Raw genomic sequence first — 20,748 nt, 5'->3', positions numbered from 1 at the left:
AGTCCGCAGAGCGACCGAAGGAAGTGCCTGTGGGTGCGAAGGCGGGAAAAAGAACAATAAAAAATTTACAAACTTAAAAAATTTATTATATCAAAGCTAATTAAAAAATCACTTCCGCCAAAGCTTTTGTTTATTTAGCACACATTTTCCGCACGGTTAGAAATACTTTGTTTATAATAAAAATTATAACTTTCATTTTATCAATATTTTTTATTTTGTTTAGCGTGCGGTGAATATTTACTTATAATCACTTATATTTTTTATATATATTATAAAGTATTAAAAAACGGAGAATAAAAAAATGCTTGAGAATAATGAAACTCAAAACAATCAAACCGTAATAGAGAAAATAATAGAGAGCTATGATACAAAATTAAAAGATAAAACTTTAGAGATAGAAAAATTAAATGAAGAGCTAAATAAAATATCTACAAATAATTATTATAATGGGGTTCCAGATTTGCACTCTAATAGAGGAGATTTTGGAGATGATTTTTCTTTTCCAAGCAAGTGGGCTTTAACTTGTAAAAGAATGGAGAACTCTATTTATTTAGAGCCTATACTTCAATTTTATAGGGGTATTTTTAATTCTTTTAATTATGAATTAGAAAAGACAGATGAATATTTTGAGAGTGTAAAGGTAAGAAATGCTTATAATTTTATAGACAAACAATTTAAAAGAGCAGGCGGGCTTAAGAGTTTAATAGTTAATGCTGCTTATAATTCTTTGGTTTATGGTTTTTGTTTTTTTACTCCGAAGTTAGAAGTTTTATCTGCAAAGAATTATGGATTTAAGGGTAAGCTTGACGGTTTAAGAGGTTTTAAGTTTTATGATGTTTCTTCTATAAACAGTTTCAATTTTTCAAAAGAAGATATTGATGAGATTGAATCTATTAGCATAATAAATAAAAATAATTCTACTATTACAAATATAAATTTTGATTTAGCAATAGCAGGTTATTCTACTTATGGAGATGTTACAGGCGATGTAATAGGTAAGCCTTTTTTGTATAGTGCTTATTCGCTTTGGCAGGTGCTTGAATCTATGGACAATAGCTTTAATAGGAACTTAAAAAATATAGGCGAGCATAGTTTTAATTTTGTGTCAAATTGCGAGCTTAATGACAGCAAGAGAAAAGAGGTTGAGAGGGAGATAAGAAATTTTGTTAATAATGGCGGCGGAATATTTATTTCAAAATACGGAAAGATAGAAAAGATCGAGAGTATAGATGCTAATGAATGGTATAGCTTTAGAGATAGCATGCTTTCAACACTTTTTAAAAATAAGGGAGTGGACATTAAAGCATTAGGTTTGAATAAGGGAGCAACAAAAAATTTAGCAGACCTCACTCAGGCAAATGCATTACTTATGGCAAGCGATATTGTTGAAGGCATAATTAATAATATAAATGACACTTTTATGAAGAGATATTTTGATTTGAATTTTAAAAGTTTAAGGTTATTAGGAGAATGTGATTATTTCAGGATTAAACATTCAGTAAATAAAGATTGATAATTTATAAACCTCCATGTTTTTATAAATATATTAAAGAGATTAGGTTTTTGCTTAATCTCTTTTTTATTTTCTTTATTAAAAAAATCTGAATCAAAATTATAAAAACTATAACAATTATCAAAACTACAAAATTATAAAACTATAAAAAAAAGGAGAATTCCATATGGAAGAAAACAAAGTAAAAAAATATAAAATTCTTGGGGATAGTTTTAAACAATATATAGCTGTTTCCAAAAACACTTTCTCAGAAACTAAAACTAATAAGATTACTGAGAAGAATGTAGAGGAGATTATATCTTCATTTGAAAAGAAGAATGTTGAAGTGTTTGTTTATATGGGGCATAAAGAAGAAGAAGAGAGAGCTGCTATTGGTAAGGTGTTAAAATTAGAAAAAGATAATGAAGCTATTGGAATATATGCCACTATAGAATGGTTTGATGAAAGTATCACTGAGAAAAAATCATTTTATCCTTCTATAGAAATGGTTGGAAAAAAAGTTAAAGAGGATGATGAGTTTATTTATTGGGAGAATTGTGAGATTAAGGCTATTGCTGCTGTTGAATATCCTGCAAGTAAGAGTGTTGATTTATTATGTGCGAGCGGGGTTATTGAAGTTAATGAAGAGTATATAAATAACATAAAAAACATTTTAAATAAGCTTAATGATGATGCAACAAAAGAAAAAGCAAAAGAAGAGTTTTTGAATATATTTAGAAATGATGAAGTATTTCAAAACATGATAATAGATTTACTTTTAGAGAAGTTTAAGATTGATGAAAATAGCTTATCAAAATCTAATTTATCTGCTATCACATATGGTGATTGGTGCAATGAATATGCAGAAAGTCAGAATGCAGTAAGATGCTCTTCAAAGTCTGAGAGTGATACTTATGTGAAGGCTAAAAAACTTTTTAAGGCTGGTTTAAGCAAAGAAGAAATAATGTCTATAGTGAGAAATGATTTAGTTCCTATTGGAGTAGGAGGTTATGAGAGAGTTAGTTTATCAGCTATGGGCAAAAACAGGTATGAAGAGATTTCAAGGATGTTTAAATAAAATGGTCTAGCTACCACGCCACCATTTCTTTTTATGACAGAAGAGAGTACATTTGCACTTTTTGCAACTTTGACGAAGTCCGCACAGCGAAGGCGGTAAAAAGTTGAATAAAAGAATTTACATTACACAATATAGTTATTTATGTGTATATAAACAAATAAAATAATATTAGGAGTCGCTATGATAATAAAATCTGGCATAGGTAATGATGAAGATAAATTACCAAAGAAAGGCTTTCCTGTATCCATCAAAGATAAAGATGGAAAGGGAGTTTATGCCTTATATGAGGAAGGGTTTACCTTTGTTGGGGTTGCCTTAGAAGATGCATATAGTTATGTGGATTTCGGACTTAAGTCTAATTGCATATCTGTGTGCTACAGCGGAAATGTTAATTGCGTTGCGGCAGAGAGTTTAGCTGCAGGCGATATAGTTGTGCCTTCAGTTGATGGATTTAAAAAGTCATTAGATGGCAATGGGGTTGGTATAGTTATACGCGGAGGTAATGCCAATTCTCATATAGAAGTGCTTTTAAAAACTATTTAATAATTTATATAAGGAGTAATAATGAGCGTACCAAATTTTCAAAGTATACAAAATAAACTTTTTCCTATAATTAATCAAGAGCTTCCAAAATATATGGGGCAGACAAACTTTGTAAGTAAATATATACCAGAGATTTTTGTAGGAGTTTCTCAAGGTGCTATAGGAGGGGATTTAGACAATACTGCTTTTAATCTCAAAAATATGTACGGCGGAACTTCTTTGGGTGGGCTTAATATATTTAATGATTATCCAAGACATGAGTCAAGAGTTTTTAAGATGGAGCCTGAAGAATATTATATTGGCATAGACATAAACAGAATAGAAGAGATTAATGAACTTTATTCTAAAGATGAGAAAAAAGCGGGAGAAGAGATATTAAATTATATAGCACAAAAGTTAGTATCTAGGCTTGGACTTTTGAGAGAGAGAAATTTAGCTGCAAAAGTTACAGATGCTTCTTTGTATGGAAGTTCTAATACAGTAGATTTAACTGCTAAGGCTATAAGCTCTTGGACAGAAACTGATATTGATAATTTCTTTAGTTCTTTTATAGATTTGGCAAAATATTTAAATTATGCTGTAGGCGGCAATTTGTTTAATGACCAAATGGAAGTGCAAAACAATGGGCAGAAACTTTATATAGTGATACCTATAGATGTTTATGTGAAGCTTCAGGGATTATTTAGATTATTTTCTAATTATGTATCTATGATAGGCAATTCTAATGATGGCAAATATAAAGCATTTAAGCCAGATATATTTAATGCTGTAACAAGCGGTATAACAGTTGTGGGTACTGCTTTTAGAGTTGCTGATGATCATGAAGTTGAGCAGAAGTATCAATTAGAAAACCTTACAGATATATGGACAGGTTCTTCTATTTATATGTTTACAACTTCTTCTAATATTTTGGATATGGCTTCTATAAAAGAGGTTGTATATTTGAATCATGATATAAGAGAAGTTGATATATTGGGTAACAATTTGTGGAGAAGCAGAACAAAGAGATGCACAGTAGCTTCTAACCCTTATGGCTTCTGTAAGATAGATTTGAAATTAGCAGATGCTTAATCATATTTAAGTTTTTTTATTATTATTTTTATTCAAGAGAGGAAAATTGTTTTTTCTTCTCTTGTTTTTTTATATATATGTTTTTTGGGAGAGATGATGAATAATAAAAAGTCTTTACTTCATTTTGTAGACGCTAGTATAGTTCATAAAGATATTAAGGCTAATGATTATGTTGTTGCTAAGGTGGGGTATTTTTTTAGAGATGTTCATGAGAGAAGGTGCAAGGTTTTAATAGAGAGTGATTTAAATATTTCTCTTACGGATTCTTTTGTAATAATAAGCAAAGAAGAGGCAGAGGAGCTTGTACGTGAGAAGATGAAACCTAATGATGTGATAAATTATTTGAAAGAGGAAAATAGAAGTTTAAAGGAAAAGATAAAGTCGCTTGAGGCTTAGTATATATTGAAAAGGTTGCATTTTATCAATTTTGGCTTTTTTGTTATTTGCGGGGACTAGCCCCCCACCCCCACTTCTTTTGTTGCCACAAAGAAGCAAAAAGGCTTTATTTAATGAAATCTATATTTGCTTATGTTTAGATTGAATAATTTATTTAAAATATAATTGATAAGATTTAATACCATTTTCACTTGCACTTTTTGGTTCTTTTTGCGGCGGGAAAAAGAACAACAAACAATTGATAAAACATATTTGTTTCAGTATCTAAAACAATAACAAAAGGAAGAAATATAAATGTATGTATATGAACCAGATTTAAATTATTTTAAAAGCATATTTACAATGTTTGACTATGATAATATGGATTTAGATTTTATTGAAAGTCAATTAAAAAATTATACTCTACAATTTAGAAAAACAATTCTTAATATGAACTATACAGAGCCTACTGAAGAAAATAAGCTTCCGTATATAGCTATAAAAAATTATATATGCTATGAGGTGGCAAGGCTTTTAACTGTTAATTTTGTATCAAACAGCGATTTAATAAACTTTATAAGAAATGAGAGCTTAAGGCTAAAAGAACTTGCTATAAAAGATTTATCAGCATTTATTTCTGGAGATTTATCTTATGAGAGTGTGAGGCTTGATGGTGATATAAAAAAGCCTTAATTATTTTTTTATTTTTAAAAATTTTTTAAATAGGGTTTTATATATATGATACATTTCAAAAATAGCATTTTATATGTTTTAGATAATTTTATGAACTTTATGGCAGATGATTATATAGATTTTGCTGGAAATAAAGTTAAAGGTGATGGTGAGCTTAATAAACTTTTAGATGACAAATTAAAAATTGACTGTTTTAGTTTGGGCAATATTAAGTCTATGAGTAAATCTTTTTTATGGGCTACTATATCTGAGGGTGAGAGTAAAGGAGGAAACTCATATATAGGAGATAGTGCAGGTTTTACTGATGATATATGTTTAAAGGCAGAAGTTTATAAAGAGCTTAAGGCTGGAGAATCTTTTTTAGCATACACTATGATACCTATTGCGTTAAATCAGGCTTCACGTTATTGGGTGTCAAAGTTAAATGATGAGGGTGAGAGAATTGCATTATCTCCTGTTATTAAATGGGATTCTCCTACTTTTGATGTGGAAAACAGTAAGAGACAGTTTAATGATTTCTCATCTATTAGGGGGGTGAGTTTTTCTCTTTATATAAATTTTAAAATAATGACTGGGAGTTATGAAGATGAAGTTTTTCAGAAATATTGAGAGAGTTAATCAAAAGGTAAAAGATTATTTAAGTTTAAGAGGCAATGTTTATAAAGTGAGTATTGTTTCTACTCCTTCAAATGCTGTTATAAGAATAGACGGAGAATATAAATATTTTGATGCATATAAAACAGGAGACACTATCCAATATGAGGTGAGTTTAGAAGGCTATAACACAAAGCAAGGCACTATAACAGTTGAAGATAGAGATATATTAGAAAGTGTTGTGCTTGAAGCAACTGCATAAAATTTTTTTTAACTAAAATTATAAAAGGTTAATTATATGAGTATATTTGATATAAAAGGAAATTTAATGAAAGATGAAGATGGCTTAAATATTATAAACGGCTCTTCATATAAAGTGAGAATTGCTAAGACAAAGAGCAGAGATGAGAGAGTAGATTTTACAAGCGATGATGTTAAAGGAAAATATTTAATTTATCCTTCTTCTGTTGGGCTTACTCCTGCTACAGAGAGCTTAACAAAAGATTATGTAGGCTCTCCTTCATCAGAATCCTATTTAGGTTCTACAACTTATGCGGGAGATATTTCTTTTGGGGCTTTTGTAAACTCTAATGCTTATTATATGAGTTTGATATGGGCTAATGTGCATACTAAAGAAAATACAGGAAACATTATTTGCATTAATTGTTTTAGCGATTTTTCTATTAAGATGCATAAAAATGAAAACACTATCACTATGCTTGAGATTATTAGAGAAGATGAAAATGGTTTTTATAGTGATTTTATTGACATATATGATTCTATGACTCAGCAAAAATTAATTGATGCTATAAACAACATAAAAAACATAAAAGCAGTTTTAATTACAGGTGATAAGAATGACCAAGTAGATTTTACCAACTTTTTAGGAGAATTTGAAGAGGAAGAAAATAATTATTTAATTAGCTTTAAGAGAGTTGGATTTATAGAAACAGGAGTATTTAGCAAAGAGGCAAAAAAAATATATCCAAGATTTGTAAATATAATTTCTCCAAGATTCGGAGAGACTCAATATTATAACTTAGCATTATTTGACTCATCAAAAAATATTGAAGGCATTCAGTATATAGGCTGTGAAAGTAAGTCTATGAGTTTTAATTTTGCTAATAAAGCATTAACACAAATAACTTCTTCATTATGGGCATCTGATGAACACACTTTAGATAAAGATAGCATTCTTAAAGAAGAAAGAGCAGAAGAGAGAGATGTTGTAATGGCTCAAACTTCAAAATATCCAACAAAGCTTTTTATTAACGGAACAGAGGCTACTTCTGTTTCTGATATTGCTATTGCTTTTGAATGGACTAAAGAAGAAAAATTTAATGTGTCAGCAAAGAGATATAATTTTCCAAATAATAAATTTACTTTAACTTTTTCTGGTAATGCAGTTTTTAATACCCAGTCAAAAGAGCTTTTTTATAATCGTGTTTTAAATGGTGATAGGCAGTCATTTGTAATATACAGCAAAACAAAATTTAGAGGCAAGGATTATCCATTTATATTTGTGAGTGCAGATGTTTCTGGAAGTCCTTCTTTTCCTACTATTGAGGCTAAAGATATTTCAGTTTCATTAAACAATTTTAAAGCTTCAGAAGATTCTATAGAGATGAAGAACAATTATTTGATAGCCTTCACAGACAGAGAGGAGTTATTTTAATTTTTAAGTATAATTTACTAATAATGTAAAACATATTTTTAATATAAAGAGTTCATTTTTATATTATCAACTTTTTCCCGCGTACGAGCTGTACCACCTTGCCGCACGGTAATGCTATGCTTTAATTATAACTTCTTATACGTGCGGGGGAATACCTTTTAATATACAATTAAATTATAAAATTTATAATAAAATGCAGTTCTTTTGGTTCTTTTATATCAATACCCACAGTCACTTCCTTCGGTCGTAAAAGAACTGGGGGTATTACCCTACGGGTACGCTTTGCAGGGGGGCAAAGCCACCATAAATAAAAAACTTAAAAAATATTTTTGATAAACTTAATAATTTTTAATATACAATAATTAATTCCTACTTCTGAAAGATGAGTTGTATTTGTCTTTTTCTTTCATTATCATATTTGATAAAAATGTGCTGTTTGAATATTCATAAATTTGTTTATTGTGTTTGTAATCAAAGTTAAAATAATTTTTTGATATTATAGAAGAGTTATAATAAATGCTTGATGTAATGTTATTTTGATAAAGAAATAAATTGTTATATATGTTTTTAAAATAGCCTTGAAAATAGTTATTAAAATATAAATTATTATTAATAAAATTGTTTGTATAATAATTATTTATTGGAAAGAATAAAAAATTATATGAGTATGATGTAACGCTGTAAAATATAAGCACTAATAAAATTTTTTTCATAATAAAAAACCTATTTAAATTATATCTTTATAATCAAATATATCAACTATAAAACTATAAAAAAGGAGTATATTAAATGCAAAAAAATACTTTTAAATGCAAAGAGTTTTTTAATAGATACATTGTAGAAGAGACAGTTTATAAAGAGGCTGATAATAATGAACTTATACCAATTAAAATATATAGCCGTTCTACTTTGGGGGAGAAGTTTAATGATGAAGACATTATAAGTATTAACAGACCAACTTTTAGAGAGAATCTTGATTATGTGAAGGCTAAAGAAAACAACAGCACAGATGATGATATATTTGTTTGGCTTGATGTGAGGATTAATGATGAATTAGCCACAAACTTACTTGATAAATGGAGCACAAAAGATATTAATGAGTTTGCACAGGTGATAAAGAGTTTTTTGTTAGAGAGGCGAGCTTTATAAAGATAAGTTATATAGAGCAAGCCGAAATTAATAATTTGGTTACTTATGCTTTTAATAATAGAGATATAAATATAAATGATTTTTGTTATTTGGAAGATGGAATTTTGAGTTTGTATACTTCTTTTAATTTTTGGGGCAAGATAATAGTTGAGGCATGGTATCAGATAATAAGCGATAGATATGTTTTAACTAAGTATGATGAAGATGATTATTTGAGGCTTGGGCTTAATTATGCTATTTACAAGTTTAAGAGTTTGATACGTGAAAAGAGATGATATTGACATTAATAAAATATTATGTAAACTTTAATTCTTGGTATAAAAAATTATTCAGGAATTAAAGTTATGATAAATGTTAGGTTTGAAGAATTAAAAGAAGCTATAATAAAAAAATTAATGTCAGCAGATGTTAGTGAGTTTGATGCAGAAGTTGTTGCTGATATTTTATGTTATGCTGATGCTAGGGGTATTCATTCTCATGGAGCTTTGAGGCTTGAGCATTATATAAAAAGAATAAAAGCTGGGGGTATAAATTTAAAATCTAATTTTAAGATAGAAGCAAAAAAGCCTTCATTTGCATTAATGGATGCAGATGGAGGTTTTGGGCATATTGCTATGAAGAAAGCTACAGAGTGGGCAATAGATACTGCAGATAAACAAGGAATTGCTGTAATAGGCATAAAAAATAACAGTCATTGCGGTGCATTGTCATACTATAATAAAATGGCAATAGATAAAAAAAAGGTATCGCTTATAATGGCAAATACAGACCCCGGAGTTATACCATATGGAGGTAAGAGAGCATTTTTTGGTACTAATCCTATAAGTTATGGCTTTCCTGCTAAAAAAGATTTTTTACTTGGAGATATGGCTACTAGCGAGGTTGCTTTAGGAAAGATATTTACAGCACGTGATAACAATGAAAAAGTGCCTATTAATTGGGGTGTTGATGAAAATGGAAATGCTACAGATGACCCTAAAAAAATAAAATATGTTACTCCTTTTGGTGGTGCTAAGGGTTATGTTATTATGACTATGATAGAGGCTTTTACAGGTCTTTTGATAGGGAATGTTTATTGTAATAATTTGGTTAAGATGTATGGAGATATGGATAAAAAAAGAAATCTTTCAACATTTATGCTTGTAGTTGATCCTTTTGTTTATAATGAGGATTATTTAGATACAGTTCAATCATTTATAGATGATATAAGAAAAGAGCCTCCACTAGATGAAAGTAAGCCTATAACAATACCGGGCGAGAGAAAAGAAGCTTGTTATAGAGATTACTCAAAAAATGGAATACCTTTATCTGAAAAAGTTTATAAATATGTTTTTAGATATTGATTGAGTATAAGAAATATATTAAACTGTATTTTTATCTAAAATTTATTATAGTTATTTTAGATTTGATATATATTTTTAGAATATAAACCCAAAATATTTGCACTTTTTGGTTCTTTTTGCGGCGGGAAAAAGAACAACAAAAAAGTTGAATAAAAAATTATTATTTCAATATATACCAAAAAGTTTTAATTCTTTTATTTATTTGCAGGGCTTTGCCCCCTGTGAAGCGTGCCCGTAGGGTAGCACCCCACTTCTTTTGCGACCGAAGGAAGTGCCCTTGCGGCATGCCACAAAGAAGCAAAAAGGCTGCATTTTTTTAACTCAGATTTAGGTATTACATTATATTTAATACATATTCCTTATATATAAAGATATGACATTTATAAAGCTAAAACACTTGCACTTTTCGCGAAGCGTACCCGTAGGGTAAAAACTTTGACGAAGGCCGCATTATTTCTCAGAAGCTAATTTTATAACGGTTGCTGGAAGTATCTTATGTTCCTCTACCAATACCCTTTTTTGAAGTATCTCTGCGGTGTCATCTTCTAATACATCTACTTTGTTTTGCATTATGATGTCGCCTCCGTCTACCATGTCCGTTACATAATGCACTGTGCAGCCTGATTCTTTTTCTTTGTTTTTTATAACCGCTTCATGAACTTTTATTCCATACATTCCCTTGCCGCCATATTTTGGTAAAAGCGATGGGTGAATATTTATTATCTTGTTTTCCCATTTAGATATAAAATTACTGTCTACTATAGATAAATAACCAGCAAGAACTATTAAATCAATATTATATTTTTTAAGCTCTTCGTCTATTTTTTGTGATAATTTTTCTTTATATTCTTTTCTGTCTATTAAAACGGCATCTATATTTGCATATCTAGCAATATTTAACCCTCCGCAATCTCTATCAGCAATCACTACATTTATTTTATAATAGTCTTTTTGATTGTCTATTAATGACTTTAAATTGCTTCCGCCTCCGGAAATTAATACCGCTATATTAAACATATTCCGCTGCTTTCTCCATTATTTTTTTCTATATGTCCAATTTCATAAACAGTCTCTTTCATTTCTCTTAATTCATTTATAATACTTTCTTTTTCATCTTTATCAACAATAATTACAAAACCAATACCCATATTAAAAGTATTATACATCTCTTCTTCTTTTATATTTCCAAGATACTGAATATACTTAAATATTTCAGGCGTATTAAAACTATTTTTGTTTATCACAGCCTTATAATCTTTTTTGAAAGCTCTAGGAACGTTCTCTATTAATCCTCCCCCCGTAATATGAGCCATACCTTTAATATTATATTTTTCTAACAATTTAAGTATAGGTTTAACATATATTCTAGTAGGGGTAAGCAATGCTTCACCAATTTTTTTATTTTCAAATGTAGCATTATAATCTCTAACTAATTTTCTTATAAGAGAAAAACCATTACTGTGAAAACCAGAAGAAGCTATTCCTAGTATAACATCATCTTCTTTAACTTTACTTCCGTCTATAATATTCTCTTTTTCAACCACCCCAACACAAAAACCAGCAATATCATAATCACCTTCTTTATAAAAACCGGGCATCTCAGCAGTTTCACCGCCAATTAAAGCAGCACCCGCCTCATAACATCCATCAGCTATACCTTTTACTATTAAAGCAGCTGTTTCACTGTTAAGTTTTCCACAAGCAAGATAATCCAAAAAGAAAATAGGCTTAGCCCCATGACAAAGCACATCATTAACACACATAGCCACAGCATCAATTCCAACAGTATCATATTTTTTCATAGTAAATGCAATTTCTAATTTAGTACCAACTCCGTCAGTTCCAGATACTAAAACAGGGTTATTGTATTTTCCAAGTTCATACATAGCCCCAAAACTGCCAATGTTATTTAATACATTATTATTCATAGTTTTAGCAACTACTTCTTTCATAAGAGATACGGCTTTATAGCCTTCTTCTCTGCTTACACCGCTTTCTTCATAAGAAACAGACATAAAATTTATTCCTTTTTTATATGGAAGTTAAGATGTTTTTAAGTATAACAAAAAATATTTTATAGTACAAGTATAATTTTTTATTTTATTTATGATATTGTTGATTTATGAATTAAATTTGGAACTATATTTGGTTTTATTCTATGATATGAGATGATATTTTAATAGTGTTTTTGTTAGCATATTAAAGAAAGAAGTTGTTAAATTAAATGTAAATCAATATTATCGGTATTTTTTTTGAAAAAATTAGTATTTACTTTTTTTAAAAAAATATTATAATATGTTTATATATTATGTTATTATTTTGTAGGGGATGACTAAATAATATATTAAAACATAATAAATTCGGAAATAATAATTTTTTAATGACTATTCATGGAGGGTAGTAACAATGATTATCAACAATAATGTTTCTGCATTAAATGCAAACAGGCAGTTAACTCTAACTGGCAATCAAATGACAAAAACAATTCAAGAACTTGCTAGCGGTATGAGAATTAATACTGCAGGAGATGATGCTTCTGGTTTAGCAGTATCTGAAAAAATGCGTTCTCAATATCGTGGTTTACAACAAGCTACTAGAAATGCTCAAAACGGTATATCTTTCATTCAAACTACTGAAGGTTACTTAAATGAAACTACTAACATTATGCAAAGAATGAGAGAATTAGCTATTCAATCTGCTAACGGAATATATTCTGACAGCGACAGAGCTTTAATTCAAGTAGAAGTTAATCAATTAGTAGCTGAAGTTGACAGAATCGCTTCTCAAGCTGAATTCAACAAAATGAACATGTTAACAGGACGTTTCGCTGCTGACGGTCAAACTCCTATCACTTTCCACATCGGTGCTAACATGGATCAAAGAGTATCTGTTAATATAGGTGCTATGACTGCTGCTAACTTACAAGTTGGTGGTGATACTCCTCTTTCTATCTCTTCTGTTGAAACTGCTAACCAAGCTTTAGGAAGAATAGATGAAGGTATACAAATGGTTGTTGCTCAAAGAGCAGAATTAGGTGCTGTTCAAAATAGAATGGAATCTATGGTAAAAAGCTTAATGATAGCTACTGAAAACACTATCGCTTCTGAAAGTGTTATAAGAGATGCTGATATGGCTCAAGCTATGGTTGCTTATACTCGTGAACAAATCTTACAACAAACTGGCGCTGCTATGTTAGCTAATGCTAATATGAAAAACCAATCTATAATGAGAATTATTGGATAATTTAGTCGTCTTATTACAAATATAGTAAAAAGCTCATTGGTATTTTTATACTGATGGGCTTTAATTTTTTTTGCATTAAAAATCAATATAAATTTTCGTTGCAAGGTTATATATGTATAAAAATAATGTGTATAGAAAAGAAAGAGTTGAAGGGAGAAGTTTTTTTGGTATTATTAAAAATGGTTCTTATTTTCTTTCTAATTTAGCAATTTATGAAGATGGTGTAGTTAGTGCTTGTGAGAAATTTGATATTTATCAGTTTGAAAAAGCATTAGAGAAAAAATGGGTTGTATCATTTATAGAAAATAATGAAGAATTAAATGTTCATGGTATAGGTGATTTTGAAATTTTAGAATCACAGTGGATGCATAAAGATGATTATTATGAATACATTAAAAGCATATTAAAAGAAATGAATCCTGAAATGCAGAATATTTATAAAACTACTCAAAGAGAAATAGAAAAATGGGAAAAATTAAAAGTATCATTTTTGGCAAGTCCAATTGATTTTAAAATGAAAGAGCAATTCGGATATGATTTATCTGGTGGTAAAAGTTATTTTATATTTAGAAAGTCTTATAATTATATATCTAGCAAAGAAATATTTTTAACTTGCTACAGTATTTATGATGATGAAACAATATCAATATATAATGACAATAATATATATAACTTTAATAATATAAAAAATATGTTTGATAATGATGAATTAATTTTATATCCTAAAGAAGATGATAGTATCATAATAGAAAATCTTGCAAAACTTAAATTAAAACTTGCTTTAAAATACACAAATAAAAAAGAAAAATTAAAAGAGATAAAAGAAAATATAAAAAAGATTTCAGGTAAAGAAAATGTTTTTGATTATGCAATAAAATGCTATCATAATTATCTTGTATATCCTTCAGATTATAATAGAGAATTATTAAAAGAGGCTTATAAAAAAGTACCTAAACATGAAAGAATATTTTTAGGCGATATGGACAATAAAGATTCTGATTTCAGAAGAATAATTTACACTCCTAATATAAAGAGGGAAGTATAAAACATATTTGATATAATTTAATACTTTAATTTGTTTTTAAAATAAATAAATAAATAAATAAAATTTGACAATAGTTAGTTTTTATTATATAATCTAGGCAAGTAATATTTTAAATAAAATCTATAAATAAAAATCTAATAAACAGAGGTGTAATATGTCAGGACACTCCAAGTGGGCTAGTATTAAACATAAAAAAGCCGCAAACGATTCAAAAAAAGGTAAAATTTGGTCAAAAATAGCAAAAGAGATAACAATAGCAGTAAAAGAAGGTGGAAGCCCAGATCCAGATCAAAATGCAAGATTAAGAATGGTTATAGTTAAGGCAAAAGGAACTAACATGCCTAATGATAATATAGACAGAGCTATAAAAAGAGGTTCAGGTGCTGGTGAAGGTGCTAATATAGAAGAAATGTCTTATGAGGGTTACGCTCCTGGTGGCGTAGCTATTATAGTAGACGTTGCTACAGACAATAAAAACAGAACTGCTGCTGAGATAAGGTCAATATTCAGCAAAAACGGAGGAAACTTAGCAGAGAACGGTGCTGTTTCTTGGCAGTTTAAGAAAAAAGCTGTTGTAATTATTCCTGCTGCTGGCAATACTGAAGAGAGCTTAATGGATATAGTACTTGATGCTGGTGCTGAAGATATAGAACAAGATGAAGAAGTATTTACTATTACTGGACCTATGGAAGCTTTATCATCTATAGTTGATGCTTTAAAGGCTAAAAATATCGAGCCAGAAAGTGCTGAAATAGTACGCGTTGCTGATAATACTATGACTATAGCTGAAAATGATGCCAAAAAAGTTATGAAGATAATTTCACTTTTTGAAGATCATGATGATGTTTCTGCTGTAGCTACTAACTTAGAGATTACAGACAACTTAATAGAAGAAGAATAATATTAGTTAATGATAACTTTAGGTATAGACCCGGGATTTGCTAGATGCGGTTATGCTTTTGTAGAGGCTAAAAACTACGAATACAAAATAGTAAATTCTGGGCTTATCGAAACATTTTCAAACGAAGAATATAATCAAAGACTTTCATTTATATACACTCAATTAGACTCGCTCATTAAACAATACAAACCAGATAATGCTTCAATAGAAGAGCTTTTCTTTTCAAAAAATACCAAAACAGCAATAAAAGTTGCTGAGGCAAGAGGGGTTATAATATTAGCACTTACTTTAAACAATATAGAGTTTAGAGAATATAAGCCAAGAGAGATAAAATCACAAATAACAGGAAACGGAAATGCTAATAAAGATGCTGTTATAAAAATGGTTAATCTTTTTACAGGTTCAAACATTAAGCAAGATGATACCGCTGATGCTGTAGCCATTGCTTTGGCACATGCTTCAAGAAACAGAATTTTGAAATAATTTTTTATGTGATATTCCAATTACATTAATTGTTTTTATTTATAATATTCAAATAGTTTTCTAATATTAGAACTGCAGCAATTAAATCATTAGCCTTTTTTTTAACACTTTTCTTTTTGCCTCTCAAAATAAAATCTGCCTCTTTTGAAGTGCCGTATTCATCTACAAAGACAACATTTACTTTTACGCTTTTTAAAAGAAACTCTGAAAACCTTCTTATCTCAGTACACCATTCACTCTCTTTTCCTTCATCGGATAAAGGAAGCCCAAAAACAACTGTGTCAATTTTTTTCTCTTCTATTATATCCATCAAAGCACGTTTTACTTTTCTTGCATTGCTTTCTTCTATTAGTTTGCATGGAAAAGGAATTTTTATGTTCATGTCCATAAAAGCAGTGCCTGTTTTTTTACGTCCGAAATCTACTCCTAAAACCATTAATATGATTTCCTAATTTTATTTATTCAAATTTATTTTCTCTTATTAAAGTTCTAATAAGTAATATAAATACTATTAACATTAATGCAGCAGCAGGAATTACTGATAAATAAGAGTTTTCAAATAAATATTGTAAATATTTTGAAAATGTAGAAAAATATAATAGTATAGTAATATATGCATATTTAGGTTTCATAAATGCATATATTAATGCTAAAATTTCAGCTATATAAAAATATCTTTCATGCATTGACGGTAATATAAATGGCATTGAAAAAGAAATTGTTAATGCCCATAATATAAATGTATCTATATTTAATTTGTTATTTTGTTTTATAAATATATGTAAGAATATAGCACATAATATTATTGCTAAGATTATAAAAAATGTCATAAACATCCATTTATAAAATTGTTCAAATAGAACTCCTGTAAATATTAAAGCTGGTAAAGATGCTGCGCTATTGCTTAAATTAGAATAACTTTGACTACCAAGTACAGTTAATACTTTTATAAAATTTGCACCAAATATTGTAGCTATTAAACTGGATATTATATGTGGAATAGGTATTAATAAGAAGTATTTAAAATGGAATCTATTTTTTATATATAGTAAAATTATGAATGGAAATATAAATATACTTTGTAATTTAAAAGCAAAAGCCATTCCATATATTAAAAATGCTTTTGTGTATTTTTCCTTATAAAATAGATATAATGATAATATTACAAAAGAAGAATATATAGCATCCATTTGTCCCCATAATGCACTATTAAATACTACTATTGGTGAAAATAGAACACATGCAAATGATATTAATGCTATGTATTCTTTATTGGTATAATTTTTTATTATTTTATATACCATATATGCTATAAAGTAATCAGCTATTATAGAAATTAATTTTACATATAATATAATAGATAAATCTGGTAAAACTTCTATAGAGAAATCTGGTAAAAATGAAATTAAGCAAATTATTATCATATAAATAGATGGATAATTTGCTGTATCATAAATATCTTTAAATCCAGAAAAACCATTGTTTTGAAAATGTATAAACCAACTTTTGAAAAAGGAATTATAATCTTTTGAATGCCATGGAATAAAATATAGTCTTATTATTAAAGATAACAAAATAACCGTTATTAAAAATATCTTATTATAATTGTTAGTTATAAAATCTATTATTATATTATTTATTGTTTTTTTATTATTCATTATATTACTCTTCCCCCAATACAGTAATAATATCATATTTTTTAAAATCATGAACACTTGATTTTATATAGGCATTATCTACATTTCTAATATTATCAACTTCTATAAACTCATTTTCTTCTGTTTTTATAAAAAGCTTAAATCTATTATCATTATGCTTTAAAAAATCTTTGCCTATATATATCAATTCATCTCCATTTTTAATTGTGTTATAAACGGTTATTTTTGCATATTCTTCGCTGTCATCTGCAATCATACCCATAAGCCTTCGGCCTTTTAAATACCCTTTTAGAGTAGGCTTTATATTATCACGCCCAAAATAAAAACCTGTATCGCTTTCTCTTCTGCTTATAGTGTCTAACTCTTTTAAATAGCTTGCAATTGGCTCTTTTTTTATAGCTTCAGGGTAAGAGTCATAGCCAATTTTATCAAGCAAATCTAATAACACTCTATAAACTCTCACAGTATTAGCAACATAATAAACACTTTTCATTCTTCCTTCTATTTTTATAGAATCAATTCCAGCCTTCTGAAGTAAATGCAAATATTCTGCCATTTGTAAATCTCTGCTGCTTAATATAGTAGAATGCTCATCTCCCTCTTCTATCTCCATAAACTCGCCCGGTCTTGTTTTCTCTTCTATGTATGTTTTAAAATTCCACCTGCAAACTTGTGAACATTCTCCGCCGTTTGCATCTCTGTTATTTAAAAAGTTTGAAAGTAAGCATCTTCCAGAATAAGACATGCATACTGCCCCATGCACAAAACTCTCTAATTCCAAATCAGTATTGTCTCTAATCTCTTTTATCTCATCAAGTGATAATTCTCTTGCTAATATTATTCTGCTTGCTCCAAGGCTTTCATATATTTTGCAAGAATAGCTATTTGTAACTGATGCTTGAGTGCTTATATGAATAGTGGCATCTGGTATTGTTTCTTTAACTGCTGCCAACACCCCTAAATCTGATACAATAAAAGCATCTATATTTAAACTCGATATCTCTTTTAAATAGTCTTTTAAATTATTTTTATCATATTCATGCAAGAAAGCATTTAATGTAAGGTATATTTTTTTGTTTAGGCTTTTAGCAATATCTGAACATTGAGCAAGTTCTTCTATGGTTGTATTTTTGCTTTGATGTCTTAAATTAAATAAAGCACCTCCTATATAAGCTGCATCTGCTCCATAATGATATGCTACTTCCAATTTTTCTTTATTGCCTGCTGGTGCTAGTAGTTCCATTTTTTATTTATCTCCATTTATCGTTATATTATTTTTAATTTGTTTTATTATTTTTAATTATAAAAAAATCAATAATTTAATTTTTAATATTATAATGCTATTAAGCAAAAAAAGTTAAACATCAGTATATTTTAATAAATGAAATATTTCAATAACTTCGCTTTACAGTTTTTTATTTTATTATATTATAGAACTAATATGAATGATGAATTGTTTCCAAAATTAAAAGAATTAGAACGATATTGCAAAGAAGACTTTCTTGTATCTCTTACAAATAAAGGTATATATAACAGAGCTTTAAAAGATTTTGAAAAGATTAAAGATGCTATAAATTTAAAATTAGATGATAATAATATAAAAATCTCTTTTGAAGATGTAGAAGTAATATTTAAAAATGATGAAATAAAAAACTCAGTATGCTCTTGCCCATCAAAAACTATTTGTAAACATGTAATAATAGCAATTCTTTATATAAAAGATTATCTCTCTAAAATAGATTATAATTCTCAAGAAGAAGAGAGCTTTAATAAAAATAATTTTAACTACATAATAAATACTTCAGTAGATGAATTAAAAAAACTCTCAAGTAAAAAAAACTTTGAATATGCATTAGATATTATTAAAAATAATTCAGAAACAAACATAAAAGAAGATAACATATTAGAAATAAAATTAAAAGAAGCTGTAATTTATTTTGAAAAAAACAGCAGCATAGAAAAATCCATCTGCTCTATTTGTAAGGATAATAATTTGTGCTATCATAAAATAGCAGCCATATTAAAATACAAAGAGTTTTATAATAATCTTGAAGAGATAAAAGAAGAATATAAAGAAATAGATTATAATTTAATTTCATTTTCAAAAACGTTTGTAGAAGATATTTTTAAAAAGGGAATATATTCATGTAATGAAAATGATTTTGATAAGGCAGAATATATTGCCACACAATTATTAATAAAAGATATACCATCTCTTTCAAAACTTTTTAGAAGTGTTGCTAATGGAATTGATGCTATGATTAATAAAAAAGCTTATTTTAGTAAATTATTAATGTTTAATACACTTGCAAAAATTTATAATTTGATAAGATATATAGAATCTTCAGACAATGAAACATTAAACGAACTAATAGGAGAGAAGAGAAGCAAATATGTGGAAAATAGATATTCTGAGTTTATTGGAATAGGTGCTTATCCATTTGTTCTTTCAAGCGGATATATGGGCTCTACTTCTTATGTTTATAATTTAAATAATAAAGAAATATATTCTGTTTCAAACATAATGCCTACTTTTTATGAAAGCAATAATAACTTTAGTATTTATGACAATATAAAATTAAATTATACAAAAAAAAATATTAATAATTTATCAATAGAAGATTTATCAAAAAATAAAAGCGGTATTGAAAATTTTAGAACCAATAATGACAATAAAATTTCATTAAACAAAAATACTAATTTTCAATTAAAAGAGCGTGTTAATTTTAAGTTTATTGATTCTATAAAAAAAGACTTAGAAGATATTTTTATTGAAAGTTATGAGGATATAAAAAATATTAGTTTTGATTATGATTATTTTTTTAATAGAGAAAATTATAAAATCATTATTACAGAGTTTGAAAGAATTGAAAATATAAGTTTTGATAAGATTAATCAGATATTTTATTTTGATATATTAAACAGCAAAAAAGAAACTCTAACGCTCAATATAAAATATAATAATATAAACAAGCATGGAGTAAAGTTTATAAAAGATTATAAGAACTCAAAGATTGACAAAGATAAATTTATAGTGCTGAAAAAAAGCAATTTTGCAACAAAGCCAATTAGCATAATAAATATTAATGCAGTTATAAACATATATTTTTAAAAATGTTTTTAGTATATATTGAAAACGAATATATTTTGTTGATTTTTATCTTTATTAATAAATATATTATCAACTTTTTTGTCGCTCTCGCGGTGCGGACTTCGTCAAAAAGTTTTTACCCTACGGGTACGCTTCGCGAAAAACGCAAATACTAAAGTTTTATATTAATAGAATATTTATTAAATATATTATAAATTATTTATTTTGATTAAAAATGCAGTCCTTTTGCTTCTTTGGGTCACCAAAAGAAATGGGGGTGTGGGGGTTAGTCCCCACAAATAAAAAACTTAAAT

The 20,748-nt window shown here is 27.9% G+C and carries 23 protein-coding genes; 17 read left to right on the top strand and 6 right to left on the bottom strand.

The window, feature by feature from the left end; all coding sequences use genetic code 11:
- Positions 1-301: 301 nt before the first annotated feature.
- From GQX97_RS05625 to GQX97_RS05585, 9 genes are all read left to right on the top strand, one after another.
- On the top strand, positions 302-1,513 hold the full coding sequence (locus GQX97_RS05625) for a phage capsid protein (RefSeq protein ID WP_157150982.1): 1,212 nt from the start codon (positions 302-304) through the stop codon (positions 1,511-1,513).
- A 166-nt stretch (positions 1,514-1,679) separates the two neighbouring features.
- Complete coding sequence (locus GQX97_RS05620) at positions 1,680-2,570, top strand: phage capsid protein (RefSeq protein WP_157150981.1); 891 nt, start codon at positions 1,680-1,682, stop codon at positions 2,568-2,570.
- Between the two features lie 180 nt (positions 2,571-2,750).
- Entirely contained in the window at positions 2,751-3,113 is a 363-nt protein-coding gene (locus GQX97_RS05615; protein ID WP_157150980.1) for a phage capsid protein, read from the top strand.
- A 21-nt stretch (positions 3,114-3,134) separates the two neighbouring features.
- On the top strand, positions 3,135-4,184 hold the full coding sequence (locus GQX97_RS05610) for a hypothetical protein (protein ID WP_014936939.1): 1,050 nt from the start codon (positions 3,135-3,137) through the stop codon (positions 4,182-4,184).
- A gap of 96 nt (positions 4,185-4,280) precedes the next feature.
- Positions 4,281-4,580, top strand: coding sequence for a hypothetical protein (locus GQX97_RS05605; RefSeq protein ID WP_014936938.1), 300 nt, complete (start codon positions 4,281-4,283; stop codon positions 4,578-4,580).
- A 294-nt stretch (positions 4,581-4,874) separates the two neighbouring features.
- Entirely contained in the window at positions 4,875-5,252 is a 378-nt protein-coding gene (locus GQX97_RS05600; RefSeq protein ID WP_157150979.1) for a hypothetical protein, read from the top strand.
- A 45-nt stretch (positions 5,253-5,297) separates the two neighbouring features.
- Complete coding sequence (locus tag GQX97_RS05595; protein ID WP_014934138.1) at positions 5,298-5,861, top strand: hypothetical protein; 564 nt, start codon at positions 5,298-5,300, stop codon at positions 5,859-5,861.
- Positions 5,839-6,108, top strand: coding sequence for a hypothetical protein (locus tag GQX97_RS05590; RefSeq protein ID WP_157150978.1), 270 nt, complete (start codon positions 5,839-5,841; stop codon positions 6,106-6,108). Before GQX97_RS05595 ends, GQX97_RS05590 begins: the two co-directional genes overlap by 23 nt.
- Before the next feature lie 36 nt (positions 6,109-6,144).
- Complete coding sequence (locus GQX97_RS05585; protein WP_157150977.1) at positions 6,145-7,521, top strand: phage tail protein; 1,377 nt, start codon at positions 6,145-6,147, stop codon at positions 7,519-7,521.
- Positions 7,522-7,883: 362 nt separating this feature from the next.
- Here GQX97_RS05585 and GQX97_RS05580 read toward each other — a convergent pair whose 3' ends face one another.
- Positions 7,884-8,234, bottom strand: coding sequence for a hypothetical protein (locus tag GQX97_RS05580; protein WP_157150976.1), 351 nt, complete (start codon positions 8,232-8,234; stop codon positions 7,884-7,886).
- Between the two features lie 76 nt (positions 8,235-8,310).
- Between GQX97_RS05580 and GQX97_RS05575 the strand changes: the two genes are divergently transcribed.
- From GQX97_RS05575 to GQX97_RS05565, 3 genes are all read left to right on the top strand, one after another.
- The gene (locus GQX97_RS05575; protein WP_157150975.1) at positions 8,311-8,670 is read left to right on the top strand and encodes a hypothetical protein; all 360 of its coding nucleotides are present in this window, start codon (positions 8,311-8,313) and stop codon (positions 8,668-8,670) included.
- Positions 8,671-8,705: 35 nt separating this feature from the next.
- A complete protein-coding gene (locus GQX97_RS05570; RefSeq protein WP_157150974.1) occupies positions 8,706-8,945 on the top strand; it encodes a hypothetical protein in 240 nt (79 codons plus the stop codon).
- Between the two features lie 69 nt (positions 8,946-9,014).
- Positions 9,015-10,013 carry an Ldh family oxidoreductase gene (locus GQX97_RS05565; RefSeq protein ID WP_157150973.1) on the top strand — a complete coding sequence of 333 codons (999 nt, stop codon included), beginning with the start codon at positions 9,015-9,017 and terminating at the stop codon, positions 10,011-10,013.
- A gap of 450 nt (positions 10,014-10,463) precedes the next feature.
- On the opposite strand, the gene purN is transcribed toward GQX97_RS05565, so the two are convergent.
- Together purN and purM are read right to left on the bottom strand one after the other, a co-directional pair.
- Positions 10,464-11,030: a phosphoribosylglycinamide formyltransferase gene (gene purN / locus GQX97_RS05560; protein WP_157150972.1), complete on the bottom strand. Its 567-nt coding sequence runs from the start codon at positions 11,028-11,030 to the stop codon at positions 10,464-10,466.
- Complete coding sequence (gene purM / locus GQX97_RS05555; RefSeq protein ID WP_157150971.1) at positions 11,018-12,028, bottom strand: phosphoribosylformylglycinamidine cyclo-ligase; 1,011 nt, start codon at positions 12,026-12,028, stop codon at positions 11,018-11,020. The genes purN and purM overlap by 13 nt, the downstream gene beginning before the upstream one ends.
- A 391-nt stretch (positions 12,029-12,419) precedes the next feature.
- On the opposite strand from purM, the gene GQX97_RS05550 reads away from it, so the two are divergent.
- From GQX97_RS05550 to ruvC, 4 genes are all read left to right on the top strand, one after another.
- A complete protein-coding gene (locus GQX97_RS05550; protein ID WP_157150970.1) occupies positions 12,420-13,256 on the top strand; it encodes a flagellin in 837 nt (278 codons plus the stop codon).
- Between the two features lie 112 nt (positions 13,257-13,368).
- On the top strand, positions 13,369-14,301 hold the full coding sequence (locus GQX97_RS05545) for a hypothetical protein (protein ID WP_157150969.1): 933 nt from the start codon (positions 13,369-13,371) through the stop codon (positions 14,299-14,301).
- A 154-nt stretch (positions 14,302-14,455) separates the two neighbouring features.
- A complete protein-coding gene (locus GQX97_RS05540) occupies positions 14,456-15,202 on the top strand; it encodes a YebC/PmpR family DNA-binding transcriptional regulator (RefSeq protein WP_157150968.1) in 747 nt (248 codons plus the stop codon).
- Between the two features lie 9 nt (positions 15,203-15,211).
- A complete protein-coding gene (gene ruvC, locus GQX97_RS05535) occupies positions 15,212-15,685 on the top strand; it encodes a crossover junction endodeoxyribonuclease RuvC (RefSeq protein ID WP_157150967.1) in 474 nt (157 codons plus the stop codon).
- A gap of 25 nt (positions 15,686-15,710) precedes the next feature.
- On the opposite strand, the gene ruvX is transcribed toward ruvC, so the two are convergent.
- From ruvX to GQX97_RS05520, 3 genes are read right to left on the bottom strand one after another with little or no spacing between them, the layout of a single operon-like run.
- Entirely contained in the window at positions 15,711-16,121 is a 411-nt protein-coding gene (gene ruvX / locus GQX97_RS05530) for a Holliday junction resolvase RuvX (protein ID WP_157150966.1), read from the bottom strand.
- A gap of 22 nt (positions 16,122-16,143) precedes the next feature.
- Positions 16,144-17,343, bottom strand: a complete 1,200-nt coding sequence (locus GQX97_RS05525) for a hypothetical protein (RefSeq protein WP_157150965.1) — start codon at positions 17,341-17,343, stop codon at positions 16,144-16,146.
- 4 nt (positions 17,344-17,347) lie between these two features.
- Positions 17,348-18,586 carry a peptidase U32 family protein gene (locus GQX97_RS05520; protein WP_157150964.1) on the bottom strand — a complete coding sequence of 413 codons (1,239 nt, stop codon included), beginning with the start codon at positions 18,584-18,586 and terminating at the stop codon, positions 17,348-17,350.
- Between the two features lie 198 nt (positions 18,587-18,784).
- On the opposite strand from GQX97_RS05520, the gene GQX97_RS05515 reads away from it, so the two are divergent.
- Positions 18,785-20,455 (top strand): SWIM zinc finger family protein, encoded by a 1,671-nt coding sequence (locus GQX97_RS05515; RefSeq protein WP_157151742.1) that lies wholly within the window; start codon positions 18,785-18,787, stop codon positions 20,453-20,455.
- The last annotated feature ends 293 nt before the right edge of the window (positions 20,456-20,748 follow it).

Source organism: Brachyspira sp. SAP_772, from assembly GCF_009755885.1.
In the GTDB taxonomy this organism is placed as follows: Bacteria; Spirochaetota; Brachyspiria; order Brachyspirales; family Brachyspiraceae; genus Brachyspira.
This window is presented reverse-complemented; position numbering and strand designations above follow the sequence as displayed.